At 72.1% G+C, this 21,739-nt stretch carries 24 protein-coding genes and 2 tRNA genes; 18 read left to right on the top strand and 8 right to left on the bottom strand.

Annotation, left to right across the window (positions count from 1 at the left end; all coding sequences use genetic code 11):
• Window positions 1-106 precede the first annotated feature (106 nt).
• Window positions 107-448: a DUF2200 domain-containing protein gene (locus ABD086_RS13430; protein WP_343908061.1), complete on the top strand. Its 342-nt coding sequence runs from the start codon at window positions 107-109 to the stop codon at window positions 446-448.
• A gap of 119 nt (window positions 449-567) precedes the next feature.
• Here ABD086_RS13430 and ABD086_RS13425 read toward each other — a convergent pair whose 3' ends face one another.
• The 4 genes from ABD086_RS13425 to ABD086_RS13410 all read right to left on the bottom strand — a co-directional run bounded on the left by ABD086_RS13425 (window position 568) and on the right by ABD086_RS13410 (window position 4,823).
• Entirely contained in the window at window positions 568-1,305 is a 738-nt protein-coding gene (locus tag ABD086_RS13425; RefSeq protein ID WP_343908060.1) for a hypothetical protein, read from the bottom strand.
• Between the two features lie 30 nt (window positions 1,306-1,335).
• On the bottom strand, window positions 1,336-2,856 hold the full coding sequence (locus ABD086_RS13420; protein WP_343908059.1) for a glycosyltransferase family 2 protein: 1,521 nt from the start codon (window positions 2,854-2,856) through the stop codon (window positions 1,336-1,338).
• A 126-nt stretch (window positions 2,857-2,982) separates the two neighbouring features.
• Window positions 2,983-3,207 (bottom strand): acyl-CoA carboxylase subunit epsilon, encoded by a 225-nt coding sequence (locus ABD086_RS13415; protein ID WP_343908058.1) that lies wholly within the window; start codon window positions 3,205-3,207, stop codon window positions 2,983-2,985.
• Window positions 3,204-4,823 carry an acyl-CoA carboxylase subunit beta gene (locus tag ABD086_RS13410; RefSeq protein WP_343908057.1) on the bottom strand — a complete coding sequence of 540 codons (1,620 nt, stop codon included), beginning with the start codon at window positions 4,821-4,823 and terminating at the stop codon, window positions 3,204-3,206. Before ABD086_RS13410 ends, ABD086_RS13415 begins: the two co-directional genes overlap by 4 nt.
• A gap of 71 nt (window positions 4,824-4,894) precedes the next feature.
• Between ABD086_RS13410 and ABD086_RS13405 the strand changes: the two genes are divergently transcribed.
• The 9 genes from ABD086_RS13405 to ABD086_RS13365 all read left to right on the top strand — a co-directional run bounded on the left by ABD086_RS13405 (window position 4,895) and on the right by ABD086_RS13365 (window position 12,401).
• Entirely contained in the window at window positions 4,895-5,701 is an 807-nt protein-coding gene (locus tag ABD086_RS13405; protein WP_343908056.1) for a biotin--[acetyl-CoA-carboxylase] ligase, read from the top strand.
• A 12-nt stretch (window positions 5,702-5,713) separates the two neighbouring features.
• Window positions 5,714-6,217, top strand: coding sequence for a PH domain-containing protein (locus ABD086_RS13400; protein WP_343908055.1), 504 nt, complete (start codon window positions 5,714-5,716; stop codon window positions 6,215-6,217).
• Entirely contained in the window at window positions 6,204-7,187 is a 984-nt protein-coding gene (locus ABD086_RS13395) for an adenylate/guanylate cyclase domain-containing protein (protein WP_343908054.1), read from the top strand. Before ABD086_RS13400 ends, ABD086_RS13395 begins: the two co-directional genes overlap by 14 nt.
• Window positions 7,188-7,265: 78 nt before the next feature.
• A complete protein-coding gene (locus ABD086_RS13390; RefSeq protein ID WP_343908053.1) occupies window positions 7,266-7,577 on the top strand; it encodes a winged helix-turn-helix domain-containing protein in 312 nt (103 codons plus the stop codon).
• Between the two features lie 10 nt (window positions 7,578-7,587).
• Window positions 7,588-8,754 carry a 5-(carboxyamino)imidazole ribonucleotide synthase gene (locus tag ABD086_RS13385; RefSeq protein ID WP_343908052.1) on the top strand — a complete coding sequence of 389 codons (1,167 nt, stop codon included), beginning with the start codon at window positions 7,588-7,590 and terminating at the stop codon, window positions 8,752-8,754.
• A 1-nt stretch (window position 8,755) separates the two neighbouring features.
• The gene (gene purE / locus ABD086_RS13380) at window positions 8,756-9,268 is read left to right on the top strand and encodes a 5-(carboxyamino)imidazole ribonucleotide mutase (RefSeq protein WP_343908051.1); all 513 of its coding nucleotides are present in this window, start codon (window positions 8,756-8,758) and stop codon (window positions 9,266-9,268) included.
• A gap of 58 nt (window positions 9,269-9,326) precedes the next feature.
• Window positions 9,327-9,749, top strand: a complete 423-nt coding sequence (locus tag ABD086_RS13375; protein WP_343908050.1) for a hypothetical protein — start codon at window positions 9,327-9,329, stop codon at window positions 9,747-9,749.
• Window positions 9,746-10,675 carry a ribokinase gene (locus tag ABD086_RS13370; protein WP_343908049.1) on the top strand — a complete coding sequence of 310 codons (930 nt, stop codon included), beginning with the start codon at window positions 9,746-9,748 and terminating at the stop codon, window positions 10,673-10,675. Before ABD086_RS13375 ends, ABD086_RS13370 begins: the two co-directional genes overlap by 4 nt.
• 547 nt (window positions 10,676-11,222) lie before the next feature.
• The gene (locus ABD086_RS13365) at window positions 11,223-12,401 is read left to right on the top strand and encodes an HNH endonuclease signature motif containing protein (RefSeq protein WP_343908048.1); all 1,179 of its coding nucleotides are present in this window, start codon (window positions 11,223-11,225) and stop codon (window positions 12,399-12,401) included.
• On the opposite strand, the gene ABD086_RS13360 is transcribed toward ABD086_RS13365, so the two are convergent.
• From ABD086_RS13360 to ABD086_RS13350, 3 genes are all read right to left on the bottom strand, one after another.
• Entirely contained in the window at window positions 12,335-12,967 is a 633-nt protein-coding gene (locus ABD086_RS13360; protein WP_343908047.1) for a LacI family DNA-binding transcriptional regulator, read from the bottom strand. The genes ABD086_RS13365 and ABD086_RS13360 overlap by 67 nt on opposite strands.
• A gap of 111 nt (window positions 12,968-13,078) precedes the next feature.
• On the bottom strand, window positions 13,079-14,290 hold the full coding sequence (locus ABD086_RS13355; RefSeq protein WP_343908046.1) for an endo-1,4-beta-xylanase: 1,212 nt from the start codon (window positions 14,288-14,290) through the stop codon (window positions 13,079-13,081).
• A gap of 108 nt (window positions 14,291-14,398) precedes the next feature.
• Window positions 14,399-14,764, bottom strand: a complete 366-nt coding sequence (locus ABD086_RS13350) for a YrdB family protein (RefSeq protein ID WP_343908045.1) — start codon at window positions 14,762-14,764, stop codon at window positions 14,399-14,401.
• 33 nt (window positions 14,765-14,797) lie between these two features.
• On the opposite strand from ABD086_RS13350, the gene ABD086_RS13345 reads away from it, so the two are divergent.
• From ABD086_RS13345 to ABD086_RS13310, 8 genes are all read left to right on the top strand, one after another.
• The gene (locus ABD086_RS13345) at window positions 14,798-15,664 is read left to right on the top strand and encodes an alpha/beta hydrolase (protein ID WP_343908044.1); all 867 of its coding nucleotides are present in this window, start codon (window positions 14,798-14,800) and stop codon (window positions 15,662-15,664) included.
• 149 nt (window positions 15,665-15,813) lie between these two features.
• Entirely contained in the window at window positions 15,814-16,311 is a 498-nt protein-coding gene (locus tag ABD086_RS13340; RefSeq protein ID WP_343908043.1) for a ribose-5-phosphate isomerase, read from the top strand.
• On the top strand, window positions 16,304-17,140 hold the full coding sequence (locus ABD086_RS13335; RefSeq protein ID WP_343908042.1) for an Fpg/Nei family DNA glycosylase: 837 nt from the start codon (window positions 16,304-16,306) through the stop codon (window positions 17,138-17,140). Before ABD086_RS13340 ends, ABD086_RS13335 begins: the two co-directional genes overlap by 8 nt.
• Before the next feature lie 28 nt (window positions 17,141-17,168).
• Entirely contained in the window at window positions 17,169-18,236 is a 1,068-nt protein-coding gene (locus tag ABD086_RS13330; RefSeq protein WP_343908041.1) for a PP2C family protein-serine/threonine phosphatase, read from the top strand.
• Window positions 18,237-18,298: 62 nt separating this feature from the next.
• Window positions 18,299-18,372: transfer RNA gene (locus tag ABD086_RS13325), tRNA-Gly, on the top strand.
• 36 nt (window positions 18,373-18,408) lie between these two features.
• Window positions 18,409-18,481 (top strand) — tRNA-Pro (locus tag ABD086_RS13320).
• 38 nt (window positions 18,482-18,519) lie between these two features.
• Window positions 18,520-19,926, top strand: a complete 1,407-nt coding sequence (tig, locus tag ABD086_RS13315; RefSeq protein WP_343908040.1) for a trigger factor — start codon at window positions 18,520-18,522, stop codon at window positions 19,924-19,926.
• A 29-nt stretch (window positions 19,927-19,955) separates the two neighbouring features.
• Window positions 19,956-21,482, top strand: a complete 1,527-nt coding sequence (locus tag ABD086_RS13310) for a serine/threonine-protein kinase (protein ID WP_343908039.1) — start codon at window positions 19,956-19,958, stop codon at window positions 21,480-21,482.
• On the opposite strand, the gene ABD086_RS13305 is transcribed toward ABD086_RS13310, so the two are convergent.
• The coding region (locus ABD086_RS13305; protein ID WP_343908038.1) for a hypothetical protein at window positions 21,454-21,739 on the bottom strand (286 nt) is incomplete at its 5' end. The two genes, ABD086_RS13310 and ABD086_RS13305, sit on opposite strands and share 29 nt — an antisense overlap.

Genomic DNA, 21,739 nt, shown 5'->3' with positions numbered 1-21,739 from the left:
GCGGAGACCCCCGAGTCCGCACGGCCGCTGCGCGGCCCCGACGTACCCGGTCTCCGACGGGGCAAACCACTCCGGCCGGCCCCGCGACCTCGGTACGCTCCCGGGCGTGAGCCGGATCTTCACCACCAGCGTCGCCTCCGTCTACCCGCACTACGTGAACAAGGTGGAGCGGAAGGGCCGGACCCGCGACGAGCTGGACCGGGTGATCTGCTGGCTGACCGGCTACGACCAGGCCGAGCTGACGGCACACCTGGACGGCGGCACGACGTTCGAGGACTTCTTCGCCCGGGCGAGGCTCACCCCGCACGCCGCGCTGATCACCGGCACCGTGTGCGGGGTCCGCGTCGAGGACGTCGAGGACCCCCTGATGCAGCGGATCCGCTACCTCGACAAGCTCGTCGACGAGCTGGCGAAGGGCAGGCCGATGGAGAAGGTGCTGCGCGGTTGATCGGGTCGCCCGCTGCCGGGTCGTGTGCCTGAGAACGCGGTATAGCGCGGGCTCAGGCACACGACCCTGTCTGCGCCCGCTGCAGCTTCCTGGCCCGAGCAAGCTCGGTCCAGGGCAGCTCAGTTCGCGTCGACCGGGATCGACTGGGCCTTGGTGGGCTCCTTGCTCGGGAAGATCGCGATCGGGACCTTCTGCTTGATGACCAACTTGTCGAACCGCTCCGAGCCGGGCGACTCCTCGACCCAGACGACCGCGGTGAAGTGCAGGTCGATGCCGCGGGTGTTCAGGGAGGTCGGCCTGATCTTCTGGTTGCGCAGCTCGAAGGCGCCCTTGGGCGAGGTGATGAGCATGCCGTACTTGGTCGACAGCGGCTCGGGGTCGAAGGTGACCGACTTCGCCTCGGCGTCGAGCTCGTAGGGGTGCTCCACCCGGCCGCCACCGGTGGTGACCGTGTCGGACTCGACCGTGATCCGGGACAGGTAGGCGCGCCGCTTGGTGGCGAACGGGTCGCGGATCCCGCGGTTCAGGTCGTAGGCCTGGAAGGTGAACGAGAAGTACTTGTTGCCCCGGGGGTACCACTCGTTCGTGCGGGGCGTCGACTTGGTCGGGTAGAGCGTGTAGACGTAGTCCATCCCGTTGATCTCGATGTGCGACTGGAACGTGCCGTCGCGGGTGAACTGGGAGGGGTACGGCGTCGCCGTGGCGGTCGGCGACGCGCTCGGCGTCGAGGACGGCTCGTCGGAGCCGGTGAGACCGTCGAGGGCCGAGCAACCGCTGAGCAGTACCGCGGCGGCGAGCAGCATGCCGGCCGCCGGGACTGCTGCCGCCCGGAAGGGGCGCGAGCGGGTGCGGGTCATGGGTTCTCCTGCTGGTGGGGGGTCGTGGGGTCAGGCCTTGAAGCCGCGGTAGCGCTTCATGGCCTTCAGGATCATCCAGGCGGTCTGGAGGACGGTGATGACACCGAGGATCGGCCAGCACACGGCGAGGATGTCCGACCGCAGCGGGATCGGCAGCAGCTGCGTCCAGATCGCGGCGGTCACGACGAACAGCACGAGGAAGGCGGCGTACGGGTAGAGCCAGGCGATGCCCTTGCCGCGCTCGGCCTTCGCCTGGGCCGCCCAGTTGTCGGTCTGCTGCCGGCTGAAGAACTTCAGCCAGGCCCGGACGAAGTGGCCCATCCGGATCACCATGTAGGCCTCGGCAGGGACGACCAGCAGCGCGAACAGGTAGTCGCGCTTGTTCGCGAACTCCATCGACCGGGCCACCCGGAAGTTCAGCCAGACCGCCGCCAGGGGCGGGATCAGCCACCACGGGCTGAACACGAACGCGTGGATGTTCAACGAGCCGGCGAGCAGCAGGACGAACAGGGTGCGGGTCGTGATGTTGATGACCATCGACATGTGCTCGAACCAGCGCAGCCGGAGGTTCGGGTGGAAGGGCTGGCCCTTGGTGTCGCCCCGCTGGCCGGGCCACATCAGGTCGATCGCGCCGAAGTTCCACTTCACCTGCTGCGCGTCGAGGGACCGCAGCGTGTCCATGCCGCCGACGTGGGCGCGGGCGCGGGCGGAGATCTTGGTGAGGTAGCCGGCGCTCTTGATCTGCAGCGACAGCAGGGAGTCCTCGACCTCGCTGTCGTTGACCCACGGGGTGCGCTGGTGGCTGTCGCGGAGCACGTCGCGCAGCGCCTGGGTCGAGAAGATCGAGAACTGGCCGCCGAGCACCGCCATGTTGCGGCCCTTGAGCAGGTTCTGCATGTTGAACGCGGCGAACTGGGCCCGCTGGCCGGCGATGAGGAACTTGGCCATCCAGCCGTCGAGCGCGCTGTCGTCGATCGAGTAGATCGCGGAGATGCCGCCGATCCGGTCGTCGCTGGAGATCTCGTCGACGAGGTGCTGCACGGCGTCCGGCTCGGGCGTGGTGTCGCCGTCGACGCCGAGCAGGTAGTCCATCTGCTCGACGAGGGAGTAGCCGTAGTTGAGCGCGCCGACCTTCTTGTCCGGGTTCTTGCCGATGTCGTGGACGTAGATGATCGTGCTCTGCTCGCCGGTGGGCGTCATCCGGGTCTGCGGGCCGGCGTAGTGGCTGGCGATCTCGACCGAGTCGTCGCTGGTGTTGTTGATGATGACGTGGATGACGTCGGGAATCCGGGTCTGCTGCAGGAGCGAGTCGAGGACGCCGGCGATGGTCTCGGCCTCGTTGTACGCCGGGATGATGCAGCCGACCGTCGGCCGGTACGTCGGGACGTCCTCCAGCTCGTCGAGGAACTGGGTCTCGTAGTCGGACAGGCCGGGGTCGGCGGTGCGGACGTACTCGTTCTCGCCCGCGGTGGCCGTCGGGGGTGGGGGCGCGGGGTAGGCCGCACCGGTGGCGTGGGGGACGCCGTCCGGCCCCATGTGGTTCGCGTTCACGCGTTCGTCTCCTGCACTGTGCCCAGCTGGACAGCTCCAGTCTGGGCGCCGGCCCTCAAGACGCGACACAGCCGATCTCGAAGATTGGCTCAAGAATAGTGGTCCAGACCGGGGAGACGGCGGGATTCAGCCCGGGAGGCCGCTGGCGCGCCACCCGCCGGGTCCGCGCCGCGGGGTGACCCGCTGCGCGCGCCGGTAGTGGCTCCACTCCGGCCGCCGGCGGGGCTTCGCCGCCGGCGCGGCCTGGAGCGAGGACAGCACGGCGACGACCGCCGCGACCTCCTCCGGCGTCGCGTCGCCGCGGATGATGCGGAGGAAGGGCTGGGTGTCGGCGTTCTCCTCGGCGGTCACAGCGGGATATTTCCGTGCTTCTTGGGCGGGAGGGTCTCCCGCTTGGACTGCAGGAGCCGGAGTGCCCGGACCACCTCGACGCGGGTCTCGTGCGGCGCGATCACCGCGTCGACGTACCCGCGCTCGGCCGCGATGTAGGGGTTGGCGAGGGTGGTCTCGTACTCGTCGATCAGTTGGGCGCGCTTCGCCTCGACGTCCCCGCCCTCGTCGGCGACCTTCTTCAGGGTCTTGCGGTGCACGATGTTCGCCGCGCCCTGGGCGCCCATCACCGCGATCTGCGCGGTCGGCCAGGCGAGGTTGATGTCGGCGCCGAGGTGCTTGGAGCCCATCACGTCGTACGCGCCGCCGTACGCCTTGCGGGTGATCACCGTGACCAGCGGGACCGTCGCCTCGGCGTAGGCGTAGATCAGCTTGGCGCCGCGCCGGATGATGCCGTTCCACTCCTGGTCGGTGCCGGGCAGGAACCCGGGCACGTCGACGAAGGTCAGCACCGGGATGTTGAAGGCGTCGCAGAACCGCACGAAGCGCGCGGCCTTCTCGGAGGCGTCGATGTCCAGGGTGCCGGCGAACTGCATCGGCTGGTTCGCGACCACGCCGACCGGGAGGCCCTCGACCCGGCCGAAGCCGACGACGATGTTGGGGGCGAACAGCTCCTGGACCTCGAGGAACTCCTCGTCGTCGACGACCGCGGTGATCACGTCGCGCATGTCGTAGGGCTGGTTGGGGGAGTCCGGGATGATCGTGTCCAGCGCCCGGTCGAGATCGCTGATCTCGAGGTCCGCGGCCTCGTCGTACCTCGGCAGCTCGTCGAGGTTGTTCTGCGGGAGGTACGACAGCAGCGCCTTGACGTACTCGATCGCGTCCTCCTCGTCCGAGCCCATGTAGTGGGCGTTGCCGGACTTGGTGTTGTGCGTGCGCGCGCCGCCGAGCTCCTCCATCGAGACGTCCTCGCCGGTGACGGTCTTGATGACGTCGGGGCCGGTGATGAACATGTTCGAGGTGCCGTCGACCATGATCGTGAAGTCGGTGACCGCGGGGGAGTAGACGTGCCCGCCCGCGCAGGAGCCCATGATCATGCTGATCTGCGGGATCACCCCGGAGGCGTGCACGTTGCGGCGGAAGATCTCGCCGTACAGGCCGAGCGAGACCACGCCCTCCTGGATGCGGGCGCCCGCGCCCTCGTTGATGCCGATGATCGGGCAGCCGGTCTTGATGGCGAGGTCCATGACCTTGGTGATCTTCTCGCCGTACACCTCGCCCAGCGAGCCGCCGAAGATCGTGAAGTCCTGGGAGAACACGCACACCTGGCGGCCGTCGATGGTGCCGTAGCCGGTCACCACGCCGTCGCCGTACGGCCGGTTCTTCTCCAGGCCGAACGCGGTGCTGCGGTGCCGGGCCAGCTCGTCGAGCTCGACGAAGGAGCCCTCGTCGAAGAGCAGCTCGATGCGCTCGCGGGCCGTCTTGCGGCCCTTGGAGTGCTGCTTCTCGACGGCCTTGGCCGAGCCCGCGTGGACGGCCTCGTCGAGCCGCCGGTCCAGGTCCGCGAGCTTGCCTGCGGTGGTGTGGAGGTCGATGTCCTGAGGGACGTCGGTGCCCTCGCCGGGGTGCGCACTCATCGGGTTTCTGGCTCCTCACTGGCAGGGGTTCTGGACCGTGGGCCAATCTAGTGCCCGTGACCGCCCCGCAGATGAGACGCCTATCACTCGACGACGAACCGCTGGCCGCGCTGGCCCCGGAGCTGGCCGTGGAGGTGCTCGAGTCGGCGACCTCCACCAACGCCGTCGCCACCGAGCGGGCCCGTGGGGGAGCGGCCGAGGGGACCGTCGTCGTGGCCGAGCACCAGACCGCGGGGCGGGGCCGGCTGGACCGGACCTGGGAGACGCCGCCGCGCGCGTCGCTGACGTTCTCGCTCGTGCTGCGCCCGGCGGTGCCGGCCGGCGAGTGGCCGTGGCTGCCGCTGCTGACCGGGCACACCGTGGCGAAGGTGCTGCGCGGCCGGGGGTACGCCGCAGCCGGCGTGAAGTGGCCCAACGACGTGCTGCTGGGCGAGCGGAAGGTCGCGGGGATCCTGGTCGAGCGGGTCGAGACCCCCGCCGGCCCGGCCGCGATCGTCGGCGTGGGGCTGAACGTCTCGCTGACCGAGGACGACCTCCCGGTGCCGAACGCGACCTCGCTCGCCCTCGAGTCGGGGACCGAGCCGGACCGCACCGGGCTGCTCCTCGAGCTGCTCCGGTCGCTCCGGGAGGCGTACGACGCCTGGCAGGCGGGCGGCCCCGACGCGACCACGCACCTGCGCTCGTCGTACGCCGCCGCGTGCGTGACCGTCGGCCGCGAGGTGCGGGTGTCGCTGCCCGGCGGCGGCGAGCTGCTCGGGCGCGCGACCGGGATCGACCCGGCCGGCCGCCTGGTGGTCACCGGACCGGAGGGGGAGACCGTCGTCGGCGCCGGGGACGTCGTCCACGTGCGCCCCGCCGACGCCGGGCCCGATCAGTGACATGATCGGCGGGTGGCCATCTCCCGCAGACTGCTGAACGAGGGTGAGACCGTCGTGGTCGACACCCGCACGCACGTCAAGGCCCTGCTGTGGCCGCTCATCTGCCTGGTGATCCTGCTCGCGGTCGGCACCTACGCGCAGACGAAGATCGACAACGGCACGGTCACGCTCGTCATCTGGATCCTGCTCGCCTGCCTCGCCGTGTGGTTCGTCCTCCGCCCGCTGGTGGTCTGGGCCACCGCGACGTACACGGTCACCGACCGGCGGCTGATCACCCGGCACGGCGTGATCGTGCGGCGCGGGCACGACATCCCGCTGGCACGGATCAGCGACGTGGCCTACGAGTTCGGCCCGATCGACCGGCTGCTGGGCTGCGGGACCCTGGTGATCTCCGACGCCAGCACCCACGGCCAGGTCAAGCTGCACGACATCCCGCACGTGGAGGAGACCCAGCGCAAGCTCAACGAGCTGCTCCACGGCACCAACGACGCCGCGGCGGGACATGAAGGAACCTGACCACCCGGCCCCCGAGGAGCTGGAGCGCGCGATCCTCGGGCAGGAACCGGTCTTCAACGCCCCCGAGGTGGCCGAGCAGACCGGGGTCAGCATCGACGAGGCGCGCCGGCTGTGGCGGGCGCTGGGCTTCCCCGAGCACGGCCTGGAGACGGCGTTCACCGACGCGGACACCGACGCCCTGTCGACGCTGCTCTCGGTGGTGCGCTCGGGGCTCATCGACTTCGACATGGCGGTGAACCTGACCCGTGCGGTCGGGCAGACCATGGCCCGGCTCGCGGACTGGGAGGTGGCGACGCTGGTGCACCGGGTCGAGGAGCTCGAGGCGGGCGACGACGCGACCGGCAGCCGGGTCGGGTCGGCGCTGCGGCTGATCGACGAGCTCCAGGGGCCGTTCCAGGAGCTGCTGGTCTACGTGTGGAAGCGGCACCTGGCCGCCGCGGTCGGCCGGGTCGAGGCGCTCGGGGCGAACGAGGAGGACCTCAACACGGTGCCGCTGACCGTCGGCTTCGCCGACATCGTCAGCTTCACGGCGCTGTCGAACCGGCTCTCCGAGGACCGGATCGGCGACCTGGTGGAGCTGTTCGAGTCCCGGTGCGCCGACGTGGTGGCGGCCCAGCGCGGCCGGGTGATCAAGAGCATCGGCGACTCGGTGCTGTTCGTGAACGACGACCCCGTCCGCGCGTACGACACCGCGGAGGGGATCATCAACGTGATCGGCCGCGACAGCCGGATGCCCGACGTGCGGGTCGGGCTCGCCAGTGGCTCGGTGGTCATGCGCCTCGGCGACGTGTTCGGGCCGCCGGTCAACCTGGCCTCGCGGTTGACCGCCGTCGCCCGGCGGAACCGGATCATCATCGACCAGGCCACCGCGGAGCTGCTGCCGCCGACCGAGTTCGAGACCCGGCCGCTGCCGGCGCGCCCGGTCCGGGGATTCGGGATCGTGGAGCCGGTGGCGGTCCGGCGCGCCTGAAATCGCGGCTCAGATCGTCCGGATCACAGTTTTCGGAAACGCCGGTCAGCCGGCGCCTGCGCTCCCTACCGTGGGCAGATGATCGAGGTGCAGGACATCCGGCTCGATCCCGAGTCCCGTCGCGCCTGGCACGGCGAGGAGGAGGTCGTCCTGTCCCGCAAGGAGTTCGACCTCGTGCTCGCGCTGATGGAGCGGGCCGGCACGATCGTCACCCGCGACGAGCTGATGCGCGAGGTGTGGCACACGAACTTCTGGACCTCGTCGAAGACGATCGACGTCCATCTGGGCTGGGTGCGCCGCAAGCTCGGCGACGACAGCCGGCACCCGCGGCTGATCACCACGATCCGCGGACAGGGGCTGCGGTTCGAGACCGAGGGCCACACGCTCTAGAGTCTGGGGCGTGCTCGCACCGACCCTGGCCGTGATCGGCGGTGGCCAGCTGGCCCGGATGATGGCCGAGCCGGCCGCGGCGATGGCCATCCCGCTGCGACTGCTCGCCGAGGCCGAGGGGGTCTCGGCCGCGCAGGTGATCCCCGACCACCTGGTCGGCGACTACCGCGACCTGGCGATGCTGCGGAAGGTCACCGCCGGCTGCCCGGTCGTCACCTTCGACCACGAGCACGTGCCGACCGGGCACCTGTACGCGCTCGCGGAGGACGGCGTGGCCGTCCGGCCCGGGCCCGAGGCGCTCGTGCACGCGCAGGACAAGGCGGTCATGCGGGAGGCGATCACGAGGCTGGGGTTGCCTGGTCCCCGGTACAGGCTCGTCGCGTCCTCCCGGGACGTGGCGGCGTTCGGGTTCCCGTGCGTCCTCAAGACCACGCGCGGCGGATACGACGGCAAGGGCGTCTGGTTCGTGCGCTCGGTCGAGGACTGCGCCGAGGCGTTCGCGACGGCGGAGGCCAGCGGCGTGCGGATCCTGGCCGAGGAGCTGGTCGACTTCCGCCGCGAGCTGTCCGCGCTGGTCGCGCGGTCGCCCAGCGGCCAGGCCGCGGCGTACCCCGTCGTCGCGTCGACCCAGAAGGACGGCATCTGCCACGAGGTGATCGCGCCCGCCCCGGACCTGTCGCCCGAGCTGGCGGGGGAGGCGCAGGCGATCGCGCTGCGGATCGCGGGCGAGCTGGACGTCACCGGCGTGCTCGCGGTCGAGCTGTTCGAGACCAACGACGGGCGGGTGCTGGTCAACGAGCTCGCGATGCGGCCGCACAACACCGGGCACTGGACCCAGGACGGCGCGGTGACCTCGCAGTTCGAGAACCACCTCCGCGCGGTGCTCGACCTGCCGCTCGGCTCGCCCGAGCCGCGGGAGCGGTGGACCGTGATGGTCAACATCCTGGGCGGCCCCGACCGCCCCGACGGGCAGGGCGTCGGCCGCCTGTACGACGGCTACCCCCACGCCCTCGCCCGCGACCCGTACCTGCGGGTCCACCTCTACGGCAAGGACCTGCGGCCGGGCCGCAAGGTCGGCCACGTCAACGCCTACGGCGACGACCTCGACGACTGCCTCGAGCGGGCGCGGCACGCCGCCGCCTGGTTCCGGGGCGACCTGGGGAACGAGAGTGAGTGAGATGAGCGCACGCGTCGGCATCGTGATGGGGTCCGACTCCGACTGGCCGGTGATGAAGGCGGCGTCCGAGGCGCTGGCCGAGTTCGGCGTCGAGCACGAGGCCGACGTGGTCTCCGCGCACCGGATGCCGGAGGAGATGCTGGAGTACGGGCGCTCCGCCGCCGGGCGCGGGCTCTCGGTGATCGTCGCCGGCGCCGGCGGGGCGGCGCACCTGCCCGGCATGCTCGCGGCCGTCACGCCGCTGCCGGTGATCGGCGTCCCGGTGCCGCTGAAGTACCTGGACGGCATGGACTCGCTGCTCTCGATCGTGCAGATGCCGGCCGGCGTCCCGGTCGCGACGGTAGCCGTCGGCGGGGCCCGCAACGCCGGGCTGCTCGCGGTCCGCATCCTCGCCGCGACCGACCCGGAGCTGCAGGCGCGGATGGTGGAGTTCCAGGCGGAGCTGAAGAAGACGGCCCAGGAGAAGGGCGCCGCGGTGCGCAACGACCTGCCTGGGCGGCGCGTCGGGTTCTGACCCGCGCGGTCGCACGCGCGAGAGCGTCACGCTCCGGCGCACCCACGAGCTGCTCGGGGTGCTGGGCCGCACCGACGTGCCCGTGGTGCAGGGCGCGCCCGCCGACGAGGGTGCGGCCGCCGAGATCGTGGTGATGGGCGGCGTGTTCCTCGAGCAGACCAGCGTCGGGGCGATGCCGGGGGAGTACAACTTCTGGTGTGACCTCGACGCGGCGCAGACGGTGATGGAGAGCGGGGCCGCGCTGCGGCTGGCGGACGGCGGCGCGTTCGGCGGGCTCGCGTCCGAGCACACCCTGGGCTGGATCGACTTCCAGGAGCGGGTCAAGCCGCGCGAGGAGCTCGAGCAGGGCAGCTGCGCCCTCGCCGTCGCGAACCTGCTCATGTGGGCGGACCCGCCCGCGCCGAACTGTCGGATCGCGACCGCCGTCGACGCCGAGGCGTTCCGCGAGCTGTTCGTCGAGCGGATGGCGAGCCTGCCGTGAGGCGCGAGGTCGACGTGGTGGTGGTCGGCTCGGTCAACCGGGACTACGTCTGCCGGGTGGAGGTGCTGCCAGCGCCCGGCGAGACGGTCCTCGGCGGCGAGGCGAGCGTCGGCTCCGGTGGCAAGGGCGGCAACCAGGCGGTCGCGGCGAGCCTGATGGGGGCGCGCACGGCGATCGTGGCCCGGGTCGGCCGGGACGACGACGGCCGGGCGCTGGCCAAGGACCTGGCGGAGTCGTGGGTCGACACCACCGAGCTGGTCGCGACCAGCGCCCGGACCGGCATGGCGTTCGTGATGGTGGACGCGACCGGCGAGAACTCGATCGTCGTGGCGCCGGGCGCCAACGAGCTCCTCGAGGCCGCCACGACGTCGCGCGCCGTCCGCGACCTGGTGGCGCCGTCGGGTGTCGTCGTCACCCAGGCCGAGATCCCGGTCCCGGCGTTCGAGGCGGCGATCCGCGCCGCGGGCGAGGTCGGCGCCCGGGCGGTGGTCAACCTGGCGCCGTACCGTCCGGTGCCGGACGACGTGCTGGCGCTGTGCGACCCGCTCGTCGTCAACGAGTCCGAGGCCGGGGGACTGCTCGGGCGGCCGGTCCACGGCCTCGAGCAGGCGCGGGAGGCCGTGACGGAGCTGCTGGCCCGCTGCCGCTCCGTGGTCGTGACGGTCGGCGCCCGCGGTGCGGTGGTGGGGTCCGCCGACGGCTCGGCGCACGTGCCCGCCGAGGCGGTGGAGGTGGTCGACACGACCGGCGCCGGGGACGCGTTCACGGGCGCGCTCGCCGCCGCACTCAGCGCCGGCACCGACCTGGTCGACGCGGTCCGGATCGGCGTCCGGGCCGGCACGTACGCCGTGGGGCGCCCCGGTGCGCAGGCCTCGTTCGCCCGGGCGGCCGAGCTCGGCGTGGGGCGGTTGCACGCCCGGCCGTGAGGGTCATTGATCGGCCCACCCCGTCGTTCGCCGGCGGCCCCCAGGTACACCAGGTGCTCGATGCGGTCGAGCGCTCCTCGGGCGAGAACGCCGCCTGGACCCAGGTCTGACCCAACCACGAGAGGGACCACCTCGAGTAAGCTGCGCGTCGGGTGACCGGCCTGGGCGAGGTCGCCCACGCCGGGGGAGTCAGTCGCGCTGGAGACGCTGCTGGAGCTGCGGCTGCAGAGGTGACGTCCGCCGTTGGTCGAGCTGGTCGAGACCCCGGAAGCCGGGTGACTGCCGGCGTCTTCAGGGTTGGTCGGGGTTGCGACCGACAGGCAGCAAAGCGGGGACGGCGGGCGGGGGGTTGCGGCCGGCGGCCGGCCCGCGGACCGCGCGGGCACGGTGGTTGAGGTGCGAGGAGCGCCAGCGACGAGCCTCGAAACCACCACCCGGCGAGCGCCCGAAACTTTGCCTGACGAATTCTTCGAAATGGGCCACATTCCCTGTGGATACAGGGGAATCTCGCCATCCCACTGTCGGTGGTCGGTGCTTGAGTAGACCCATGAGCAGCCGGTCGGTCACCCGCGAACAGCTGGTGATCGACGCTGCTCGCGAACGCCAGGCCACGGTGACTCGGGCCGAGATCGACAAACTGGAGCTCGCGGTGGAGTGGGTGGAGCTGCACCCCGGCGACCAGGTCGACACCACCGTTGAGTGGGGGATGCGGGACCTGGAGATCGCCGGCGACGGGGCACCCACGATCGACGAGGGCGCGGTCGCGGAGTTCGCCCTCGCCATCGGGGTGTCCACCGACTCCGGCCGCCTGTACCTGGGGGATGCGGTGGAGCTGAAGTACCGGCTGCCGCGGATCTGGGCGAAGGTCACGAGCGGGGTGGTGCCGGTGTGGAAGGCCCGCAAGGTCGCCCAGGCCACCCGCTCCCTGCCCGTGGAGGGTGCGGCGTTCGTGGACCGGGCGTTGTACTTCGTGCTGCGGAAGTGCTCGTTCGCCGAGATCGACCGGCAGGTCGACAGAGCGCGCGCGGAGTTCGACCCCGAGGCCGCCGAGGAACGCCGCCGCAAGGCCGCGGAGCAGCGGCGCTTCGACGTGCACCTGCGCGACATGACCCACGACGGGCTGGTCCCGGTCACCGGGATGCTCGACCTGGCCGACGCGGTCGCCCTGAACGAGCGGATCGCCGCCAAGGCCGCCACCCTGGACCCCGCCCTGCCCCTGGACGTGCGGCGCGCGGCCGCCGCCGGCATGCTCGGCGCCACCGACCCCGACACCGAGGCGAACCGTGAGGTCGTGATCTATGCCCACGTCCGCCCCGGCCAGGCCATGGTCGACGTCGACAACACCCGGTCGGTGATCACCCCCGAGCACCTCCAGGAGTGGTGCCGACAGGCCGGCACCACGGTGACCCTGAAGCCGGTGATCGACCTCAACGAAGAGCTGGTCACCGAGGACTACCGCCCGACCGAGCGGCAGAAGGAGCAGACCCGGCTGCGGTGGCCGACCTGCCCCTTCCCGCACTGCGACCGCCCCTCGTGGCGCCAAGGTCCGAACGCCGACAACGACCACATCACCGAGTGGCCCGCCGGGCCCACCACGACGTCGAACCTGGCGCCGCCGTGCCGCGGACACCACCGCCTCAAGACCTTCACCGCCTGGACCTACCGCCGCATCCCCGGCCTCGGCTGGGAATGGACCTCACCGCTCGGCCACCGACATATCGGCTGAACCCGACCCTGCCGATCACGGTTGGCGGGGTCATCAGCATGTCCTGACGCCCGTTTTGCGACGGTGACCACAACGGTCGACCCCCGCGGACCGCGAGCCGGCAGACCGCCGTAACCCGCCACCGCAACCCCAGCGGACGCTGACCAGTCGCCGATGCAGATGATCGGCGTGCTGTAGTCCGCCGGCCCGAACTGGATCTCGGAGGCCGTCTCGCCGGAGGCGAACACGATCCCGTCGACGCCGCGGTCCATGACGTCTTGGAAGAACGTGCGCTCGCGCTCGTGCTGGCCGTCGGTGTTGCACACGTAGGAGCCGTAGCCGGCCGCGTCGACTGCGTCGGCCAGCCCCCGGGTGAGCACGGCGTAGAAGGGGTTGGTGATGTCCGGGACGACCACGGCGATCATGTGCGACTGCCGGGTGCGCAGGTTCCGCGCCACGTGGTTGGGCCGGTAGCCCAGCTCCTGGATCGCGTCCATCACCGCGTCCCGCGTCGACGCGCCGACCACCCGCTTGCCGGACAGCACGTGCGAGACCGTGGTCGGGCTGACCCCGGCGCGCGTCGCCACGTGGGCGATCGTCACCCGCCCCGGCACGGGCTCCGGAGGTGGCGCTCGCGGGCTACCGGTCCGCGGCCCACGGAGCCGCGAGGGGGGTGCAGTAGCCCGCGAGCCGTCCCCCTACCGGCCCAACTTCCGCTTCCAGAGCTGGTGCCGTTGCGGAGCGTGCCGGAACGCGTGGCTGATCGCGTAGTACGCCGGCTTCGGCTTCATCCTGCGGTCGAAGGCCAGCGGCCGACGGTGCGAGCCGTCCTCGCGGGGTTGGTCCTCGAGCCAGGTGTAGCGGTCGGTGAGCCCGAACGCGTTGACGACCTTGACGGCCTTCTCGTCGAGCGTGACGTCGAGGTAGCGGCGGTAGACGTCGGCGACCGCCCTGTCGCGCGGCCCGAACGCCTGGGGCAGCCCGTCGTCGAGGACGTCGAGCTCGGTGATCAGGATGTGCAGGCCCCGGTCGGCGATCTCCCGGAGGAAGGCGCGGTAGCCGCGCTCGTCGAACTTGTGGCGGAACCCGTCCGCCAGCAGGTGGCCCTGGATGCCCACCGCCTGGACCGGAGCGCCGACGTGGTGGAGTCGGTCGAGCGCCCTGAGGAACGCCCGGCGGCGCGGCTCCGCCCGGTCGCCCCACTGGTCGACGGTCTCGAAGCCGAACTCGTTGATGATCCGCAGGGCCTTCGGGTCCTGCTCCTGGGTGAGGTGGAACGCCTCGGCGATGTAGCCGGGGCCGATCGTGCTGTACCAGGGCACGTTGGTGCGGAAGCCGTGCTTGTCGGCGTCGTAGGGGTCCGTCACCTCGTTGGCGACGATCCAGCCGTTCATCCGGCCCCGGTAGTGGGCGACCTCGCGACGGATCACGCCGTACAGCAGCGTGCGCGCCCGCCGGCGGCTGATGCCCCAGAGGTCGTCGTCGGTCCAGCCGTCGCCGAAGCCCTCGTCCCACGCCAGGTGGGCGCCGATGGTGAGCTGGCGGTGCTGCTCGGCGAACGCGATGATCTGGTCGCCCGGACCGAAGTTCAGCTTGGCGTCGGGGCTCGGCTTGAGCTGGTACCAGAGCAGGTCGTCCTCGGTGAACAGCAGCCCGGCCTCGCGGGCGAACAGGTGGGGATAGCGCTTGTCCAGCTGCCAGGTGGCGATCGAGGAGCCGAACACGATGCCCTTGTTCGCTGCCTGCCGCCAGAGCGGCGGGCGGCCGGTGGCGTCCACGACGCGGGCGGGGGAGAGGGCCTCGCGGGCGAGGGCGGCCGTCCCGGGCAGGCCGGCGACGGTGGCGCCGACCGCCGTGCCGGCGGCACCCAGCAGGAGAGATCGACGGGCGACGGACGTGGACTCGGGCATGACGGCTCCTCAGTAGGTCCGCCGCTCCGCGCAGGGCGGGCGCTTCGTCGGCGTGCTGGTGCCGCTCACGAACGGACGCTGATCATCTCGGACTACCCGCACTGGGACCTACGGCTCCCGGCTCTGAACCCGGCCGGGGTCGGCGAGCGACGAGATCGCGGGGATCTGCGCGAGGGCGTTGATCGCGACCGAGAACACGAGGAAGCCGATCGCCTCGGTGGGGTGGCCGAGGTCCCAGAAGGCGAGCGTGGCGAGGCCGAACACCAGCACCTTGACGGCGGGTCGCAGGAGCGGGGTGGCGTAGCGGGCCTTGGGCGAGGCGAACCAGAACCAGGCCTGCATGCCGAGCACGGGGAGCAGCCAGACCCAGATCCACCACGGGTCCTGCTGGTAGCCCCACCACGCGAACGCGACCAGGGCGATCACCTCGTCGACGAAGACGAGCGCGAGCACACACCAGCCGAGAAACGTCACGGGTCCATCCTCCCGCCGACTACCGTGCGCGGCATGCTGTTTCCCGAGTCTCGGCGCGCCCTCGAGCAGTACGCCGGTGAGACCCCCGTCTGGACCGAGGGGTACGACGTCGCGGCGGCCCGCGAGCAGGCGCGGGCGCTGGCGGCGCAGGAGCCGCGCGAGGAGGTCGCGGAGGTCGCCGACGTCGACGCGGACGGCGTACCCGCCCGGCTCTACACCCCCGCGGCCGCCGGCGACGCGGTGGTCGTGCACGCGCACGGCGGTGGCTTCGTCTTCAACGACGTCGAGGTGCACGACGCCAGCGCCCGGCGGCTCGCGAACCGCACCGGCCTCCGGGTGCTGAGCGTGGACTACCGGCGGCCGCCGGAGCACCGGTTCCCCGCGGCCGTCGACGACGTCGCGGCGGCCGGCGCGTGGGCGGCGCGGACGCTGGGGGACCGGCTGCTGGCGCACGGCGACAGCGCGGGCGGCAACCTGGCGCTGGTCGACGCGCTGCGCCACCCCGGCCGGTACGCCGCGCTCGCGCTGGTCTACCCGTTCCTCGACCCGGCCGCGGGCTTCGAGTCGTACGCCACCGCCGCCGACGGCTTCGACCCGCGGGAGGCGGCCTGGTACTGGGAGCAGTACGCGAGCCCCGCCGACCTCGCGAACCCCGACCTGGCGCCGCTGCTGTCGGACCGGCTCGGCACGCTGCCCCCGACCCTCGTCGTCACCGCCGAGCACGACCCCCTGCGCGACGAGGGGGAGGAGCTCGCCCGCCGGATCGCCGACGCCGGCGTCGAGGTCGTCGCGACCCGCTACCTCGGCCAGCTGCACGGGTTCTGGCGCCACCCGCGCGTGTTCCCGTCCGCCGAGCCGCTGATGCGGCAGGTCGCCGGGTTCCTCGCTCTGCACGGCTGATGCGCGGGGGGTCGGTCGGCCGCGTGGGCCGGCTGTCTTCGCAATTGAACGGTGAGACTGGGTTACGCGGGGGTAGCGGCAGCCTGGGCGTTCAATTGCGCGGGGAGGGCCCCCGCGTGCGAGGGCCGCACGGCTGAGAGGATGCCGCCATGCGCGTGCACCTCGGCTGCGACCATGCCGGCCTCGACCTCAAGGAACACCTGACCACCTGGCTCACCGAGCACGGCTACGAGCCGGTCGACCACGGACCGTTCCGGTACGACGCGCTCGACGACTACCCGGTGTTCTGCCTGCGGGCGGCCGAGGGTGTGGCCCGGGACCGCGCGGCCGGGCTGGACAGCCTCGGCGTGGTCATCGGCGGCTCGGGCAACGGCGAGCAGATCGCGGCGAACAAGGTCAAGGGCGTCCGGGCGGCGCTCGCCTGGTCCGAGGAGACCGCGCGGCTGGCGCGGCAGCACAACGACGCGAACGTCGTCTCCGTCGGCGGCCGGATGCACTCCCTCGAGGAGATGACCCGGTTCGTCGAGGTGTTCCTCACCGAGCCGTTCAGCGGCGACGAGCGGCACGTGCGCCGGATCGGCCAGCTCACGTCGTACGAGCAGACGGGCGAGCTGCCGCCGCTGCCGGCCTCGGCGATCGATGCCTGAGGGGCACACCCTCCACCGCCTCGCCGACGAGCTGGCCGCGACCTTCGCGGGCGGTGCCGTGCGCGTCGCCAGCCCGCAGGGGCGGTTCGCGGACGCCGCGGCGCTCCTCGACGGGCAGGTCCTCGAGGGCGCCGAGGCGTGGGGCAAGAACCTCTTCGTCGCCTTCCCCGCCGAGCGGTTCGTGCACGTCCACCTCGGGCTGTACGGCAGGTTCGACGTGCACGCCGGCGTCACCGAGGTGCCGCCCCCGGTGGGCCAGGTGCGGCTCCGCCTGGTCGGCGAGGGCGCGTACGCCGACCTCCGCGGCGCCACGACCTGCGCGCTGGTCACCACCGAGCAGCGGGACGCCGTGGTCGCCCGCTCCGGCCCGGACCCGTTGCGCGACGACGCGGACCCGGACCGCGCCTGGGAGCGGATCCGGCGCAGCCGGGCGCCGATCGGCGGGCTGCTCATGGACCAGGCGGTGCTCGCCGGCGTCGGCAACGTCTACCGGGCCGAGCTGCTCTTCCGCCACCGGATCGACCCGATGCGCCCCGGCACCACGCTGCGCCGCGGCCAGTGGCGGGCGATGTGGGACGACCTGGTCGGGCTGATGCGCGAGGGGGTCCGCACCGGGCGGATCGACACCGTCCGGCCCGAGCACGAGCCCGAGGCGATGGGCCGCCCGCCACGGAAGGACGACCACGGCGGCGAGGTGTACGTCTACCGCCGCGACGGGATGCCGTGCCACGTCTGCGGCTCGATCGTTCACACCACCGAGCTCCAAGGCAGAAACCTCTTCTGGTGTCCGCGATGCCAGCGCAGGTTCCGGTCCAGATCGCTACAGTGATGCAGCCCCCGACGCAGAGGAACGACGCATGACCGTTCGGCCCCGAGGCCTCAGGCGGGTGCTGCGTCGTCGTCTCCCACGCCATCACCGCACGCTGATCCTGCTCGTCGCGCTGACGCTCGTGCTGACCGGCTCGGTGCTCCTCTGGACCGACACGGTCGCCCTCACGGTGCTGGTCGTGCCGCTGCTGCTTGGCAGCCTGATGATCAGCCCCCGCCAGCTGCCCTGGTTCGTGGTCTTCCTGATGATCATGCTGATGCTGACGATCGGCGTGCAGAGCGACATCACCCGCAAGACCGTCTTCGCCATCGCCGTCCTCTACCTGCTCTGCTTCATCGTGCTGGTCACCTCGTTCCGGCGGTCCCAGCTCGGCGTCGCCGGCGCGATGGGCGAGTCGATGCTGGTGGACCTGCGCGACCGGATCCTCAGCCAGGGCGGGGTGCCCGAGCTGCCTGCCGGCTGGCTGGCCGAGAGCGCGCTGCGGTCGGCGGGCGGGACGCCGTTCGCCGGGGACTTCGTGGTCTCGACCCGGCCCCGCCACGGCACCCGCGTCGAGCTCGCGGTCGTCGACGTCTCCGGCAAGGGCGAGCAGGCGGGCACCCGCGCGCTGCTGCTCTCGGGAGCGTTCGGTGGCCTGCTCGGGGCGCTGCCGCCCGGTGAGTTCCTCCCGGCCGCCAACGACTACCTGCTCCGCCAGGACTGGGCCGAGGGGTTCGCCACGGCGATCCACCTCTCCCTCGACACCGCGACGGGTGCGTTCGAGGTGCGCGCCGCGGGCCACCCGCCCGCCGCCCAGCTCACGGCGGGCACCGGCCGGTGGATCGTGCACGAGCCCGAGGGCCCGGTGCTCGGACTGATCGAGGACGCCGAGTTCACGGTCGTGACCGGGATGCTGCGGCCGGGGGACGCGCTGCTGCTCTACACCGACGGCATGGTCGAGACCCCGCGCCGCGACATCGGCATGGGCATCGATCGGATGCTCGGCCAGGCCGAGCGGCTGCTGCGCGGCACCTTCGACGGAGGCGCCGACCGGCTGGTCGAGTCGCTGGGGTCGGAGAACGACGACCGGGCGTTGGTGCTGATCCATCGGCGCTGATTCCGAGGGGCCACGTCCGGTGTGGCACGATGACCCTCGCGTTCGAGCAGGATCGAGCGCGCGCGGATGTAGCTCAATGGTAGAGCCCCAGTCTTCCAAACTGGCTACGCGGGTTCGATTCCCGTCATCCGCTCCAAGGGCCCCACTGACCACGTGCAGGCGGGGGTCTTGGCGGGGCGTAGCGTAGTGGCTAGCGCGCCTGCTTTGGGAGCAGGAGATCGCAGGTTCGAGTCCTGTCGCCCCGACGCACCACCCATCCCTTGAATGATCTAGGAGAAGACCTGTGAAGAGCGCCGTCGAGACCTTGAGCCCGACCAGGGCCAAGCTGACCGTCGAGGTGCCCTTCGAGGAGCTCAAGCCGAGCCTCGACGCGGCGTACAAGCAGATTGCCAAGCAGATCAACGTTCCCGGCTTCCGCCGCGGCAAGGTCCCGCCGGCCGTGATCGACCGCCAGGTCGGCCGCGGCGCCGTCCTCGACCAGGCGATCAACGAGGTCGTGCCGCAGAAGTACGTCGAGGCGCTCCAGGCCAACGACCTCCAGCCGCTGGCGCAGCCGGAGATCGAGGTCACCAAGTTCGAGGACAACGCCGCGCTCGAGTTCACCGCCGAGGTCGACATCCGCCCGGAGATCACGCTGCCGGAGTACGACGGCGTCGAGGCCGAGGTCGAGGACATCGAGCTGGGCGACGACGAGGTCACCGAGCAGGTCGAGGCGCTGCGCGAGCGGTTCGCCACCCTGCAGGACGTCGAGCGCCCGGTCGCCGACGGCGACTTCGTCGTCATGGACCTGGTCGCCACCAAGGACGGCGAGCCGGTCGAGGGCGCCGAGGTCACCGGCATGTCCTACCGCGTGGGTCGCGGCGGCATGCTCGACGGCCTCGACGAGGCCCTGGTCGGCATGGCCGCCGGCGACGAGAAGACCTTCACCTCGCAGCTCGTGGGCGGCGACCTGGTCGGCGAGGACGTCGAGGTCCGGGTCTCGGTCTCGCAGGTCCAGGAGCAGGAGCTCCCCGACCTCGACGACGAGTTCGCCCAGATGGCCTCGGAGTTCGACACCGTCGACGAGCTGACCGCCGACGTGCGCGAGCGGCTCGGGCGTGGCAAGCGCCTCGAGCAGGCCGCCGCCGCGCGCGACGCCGTCCTCGAGGCGCTCCTCGAGAAGGTCGAGATCCCGCTGCCCGAGGTCGTCGTGACCGACGAGCTCAACGCGCGCCGCCGCAACATCGAGCAGCAGCTCGCGTTCGCCGGCATCACGATGGAGAAGTACCTCGAGGACGAGAAGCAGACCCAGGAGGAGTTCGAGGCCGACCTCGAGCGCCGGGTCCGCGACGCCGTCGCCGCGCAGTTCATCCTCGACGAGATCGCCAAGAAGGAGGAGTTCGGCATCGACCAGGCCGAGCTCTCCGAGCACCTCGTGCGCCGCGCCCAGCAGTCCGGCCAGGACCCGCAGGAGTTCGCGAACCACATGTTCGAGCACAACCACATCCCCGAGCTGGTGCAGGAGATCCTGCGCGGCAAGGCGCTGGCCCGCATCGTCGAGTCGGCCGTGGTCAAGGACGCCTCGGGCAACGTCGTCGAGCTGAAGAACCTGCGCCCCGACGGCACCATCGGCGAGCCGGAGGCCGAGGCCGACGAGGCCGACGAGGCTGCCGCCGACGAGGCTGCCGAGGAGACCGCCACCGAGGAGTGAGCCCGTCCGGTCGTGGGTAGACGTTGCTCATGACCGGGCCCTCGGGTGTCGACGAGGCATGGCGTCCGCCTGCCCGGGTCGCACCCACCGACGAGCCACCGGAGTCGCTCGCCGGGTACGACCACCTCACGGAGGTCGGCCGCGGCGGCGACTCCGTGGTGTATCGGGCCCGGGACACGGCGATGGGCCGCGACGTCGCGATCAAGGTCCTGCAGACCGACGACGACCGGGCGGTGGCGCGGTTCCGCCGGGAGATCGAGATCACTGTCCGGCTGGGCCGCCAGCACCCGAACATCGTCAACATCCTCACCAGCGGGACGACGGCCTCGGGTCACCCCGCGATCGTCATGGACTTCTACGAGGGCGGCTCGCTGCACGACCGGCTGCGCACCCACGGTCCGCTGCCGGCCGACGAGGTGGTCACGATCGGCACCGTGCTGGCCGACGCCCTGGCGTTCGCGCACGCGCACGGCGTCCTGCACCGCGACGTGAAGCCGCAGAACGTGCTGGTGCTGCCGACCTCGTGGGTGCTCGCCGACTTCGGGATCGCCCGGCTGGTCGACGCCGAGCACACCTCGTCGGTCGAGACCTTCACCTACCGGCACGCGTCGCCGCAGATCCTCGACGGCCGGCCGCCGACCGAGGCCGACGACATCTGGTCGCTGGGCTCGACGCTGTACACGCTCGCCGACGGACGGCCGCCGTTCGCGAGCGAGGACCCCGACGACGACTCGGCGCTGGCCTACCTGCGGCGGGCGCGCACGGAGCCGCACCGGCCGCTCGCGGCGCCGGGCGCGGGCCGGCTGGCCGACGTCATCGACCGCTGTCTGGCCAAGGACGTCGACGACCGCTGGGCGTCGGCGGCCGAGCTGCGTGACGCGCTCGCCCGGCTGCGCGTCAGCGCCTGGGAGCCCGGTGCGCCGAAGCCGCCGCCGCCGGTCCAGGCCGACCCCGTGGCGCTGTCGGTGCTCGCGCACGCGCCGGCCGAGGTCGCGGACGTGGCGCCGACCGGGACCCGGCCCCCCGAGCCGGAGATCCCGCCCCCGCCCACCGGGCCCCCGCCACCGCTGCCGCCGCCCGAGGAGCCGCGGTCGCGGCGCCGCTGGCTGCTGGTCGGCCTCGGGGCCACCGCCGCCGTCGTCGGCCTGGCGCTCGGCGTGACCGGCGCGGTGCTGCGCGGCGACGACGGCGCGACCCCCCAGGCGCCGCCCGCGGACGCCGGCGGCCCGGTCGCGACGCTCTCGGCGTCGCCGGTCGAGTCCGGCGACCCGCAGCCGCACCGCTCGGACCCGCGGCTCGCCTTCGACCTGCTGAAGCTGGACAGCGACGGCACGTCCCTGACGCTGAAGTGGAACGACCCGACCGACGGCGAGGGCGTGTTCGCGCTGTCCCAGGTGTCCCCGCGCAAGCTGCCGGTGTGGGACTTCGAGGCGGGCACGACCGAGGGGACGCTGCCGTTCGTGGTCAAGCCCGGCGTGCGCACCTGCTTCGTGATGACCGTGCACCTGCCGACGGGGGAGGTCGGGCTCAGCGGGACCCGCTGCGTGACCGGCTGACCGGCCGCCGCAGCACCCGCGGGTCGAACCACCACCACCAGCGCCGCCACAGCGGCAGCGTCGCCCGGGCGGCCCGGCGCAGCTCCCGCACGTGGGCGCGCGGGTTCACGACCGGTCCGGGCGGGCCGAACGCCGCGCGCTCCGCGCGCTCGGCGACCGTCGAGGCCGCCACGGTGCCGAACCGCGCGTCGGCCCGGGCCGCCGCCACCGGGGCCGGCTCCCACCGCGGGGGCGGGGTGCCGGCGAGCACGAGCGCG

The organism is Nocardioides aquiterrae (genome assembly GCF_039526625.1).
In the GTDB taxonomy this organism is placed as follows: Bacteria; Actinomycetota; Actinomycetes; order Propionibacteriales; family Nocardioidaceae; genus Nocardioides; species Nocardioides aquiterrae.
The sequence above is the reverse complement of the archived record's forward strand: the minus strand, read 5'-3'. Positions and strand labels throughout refer to the sequence as shown.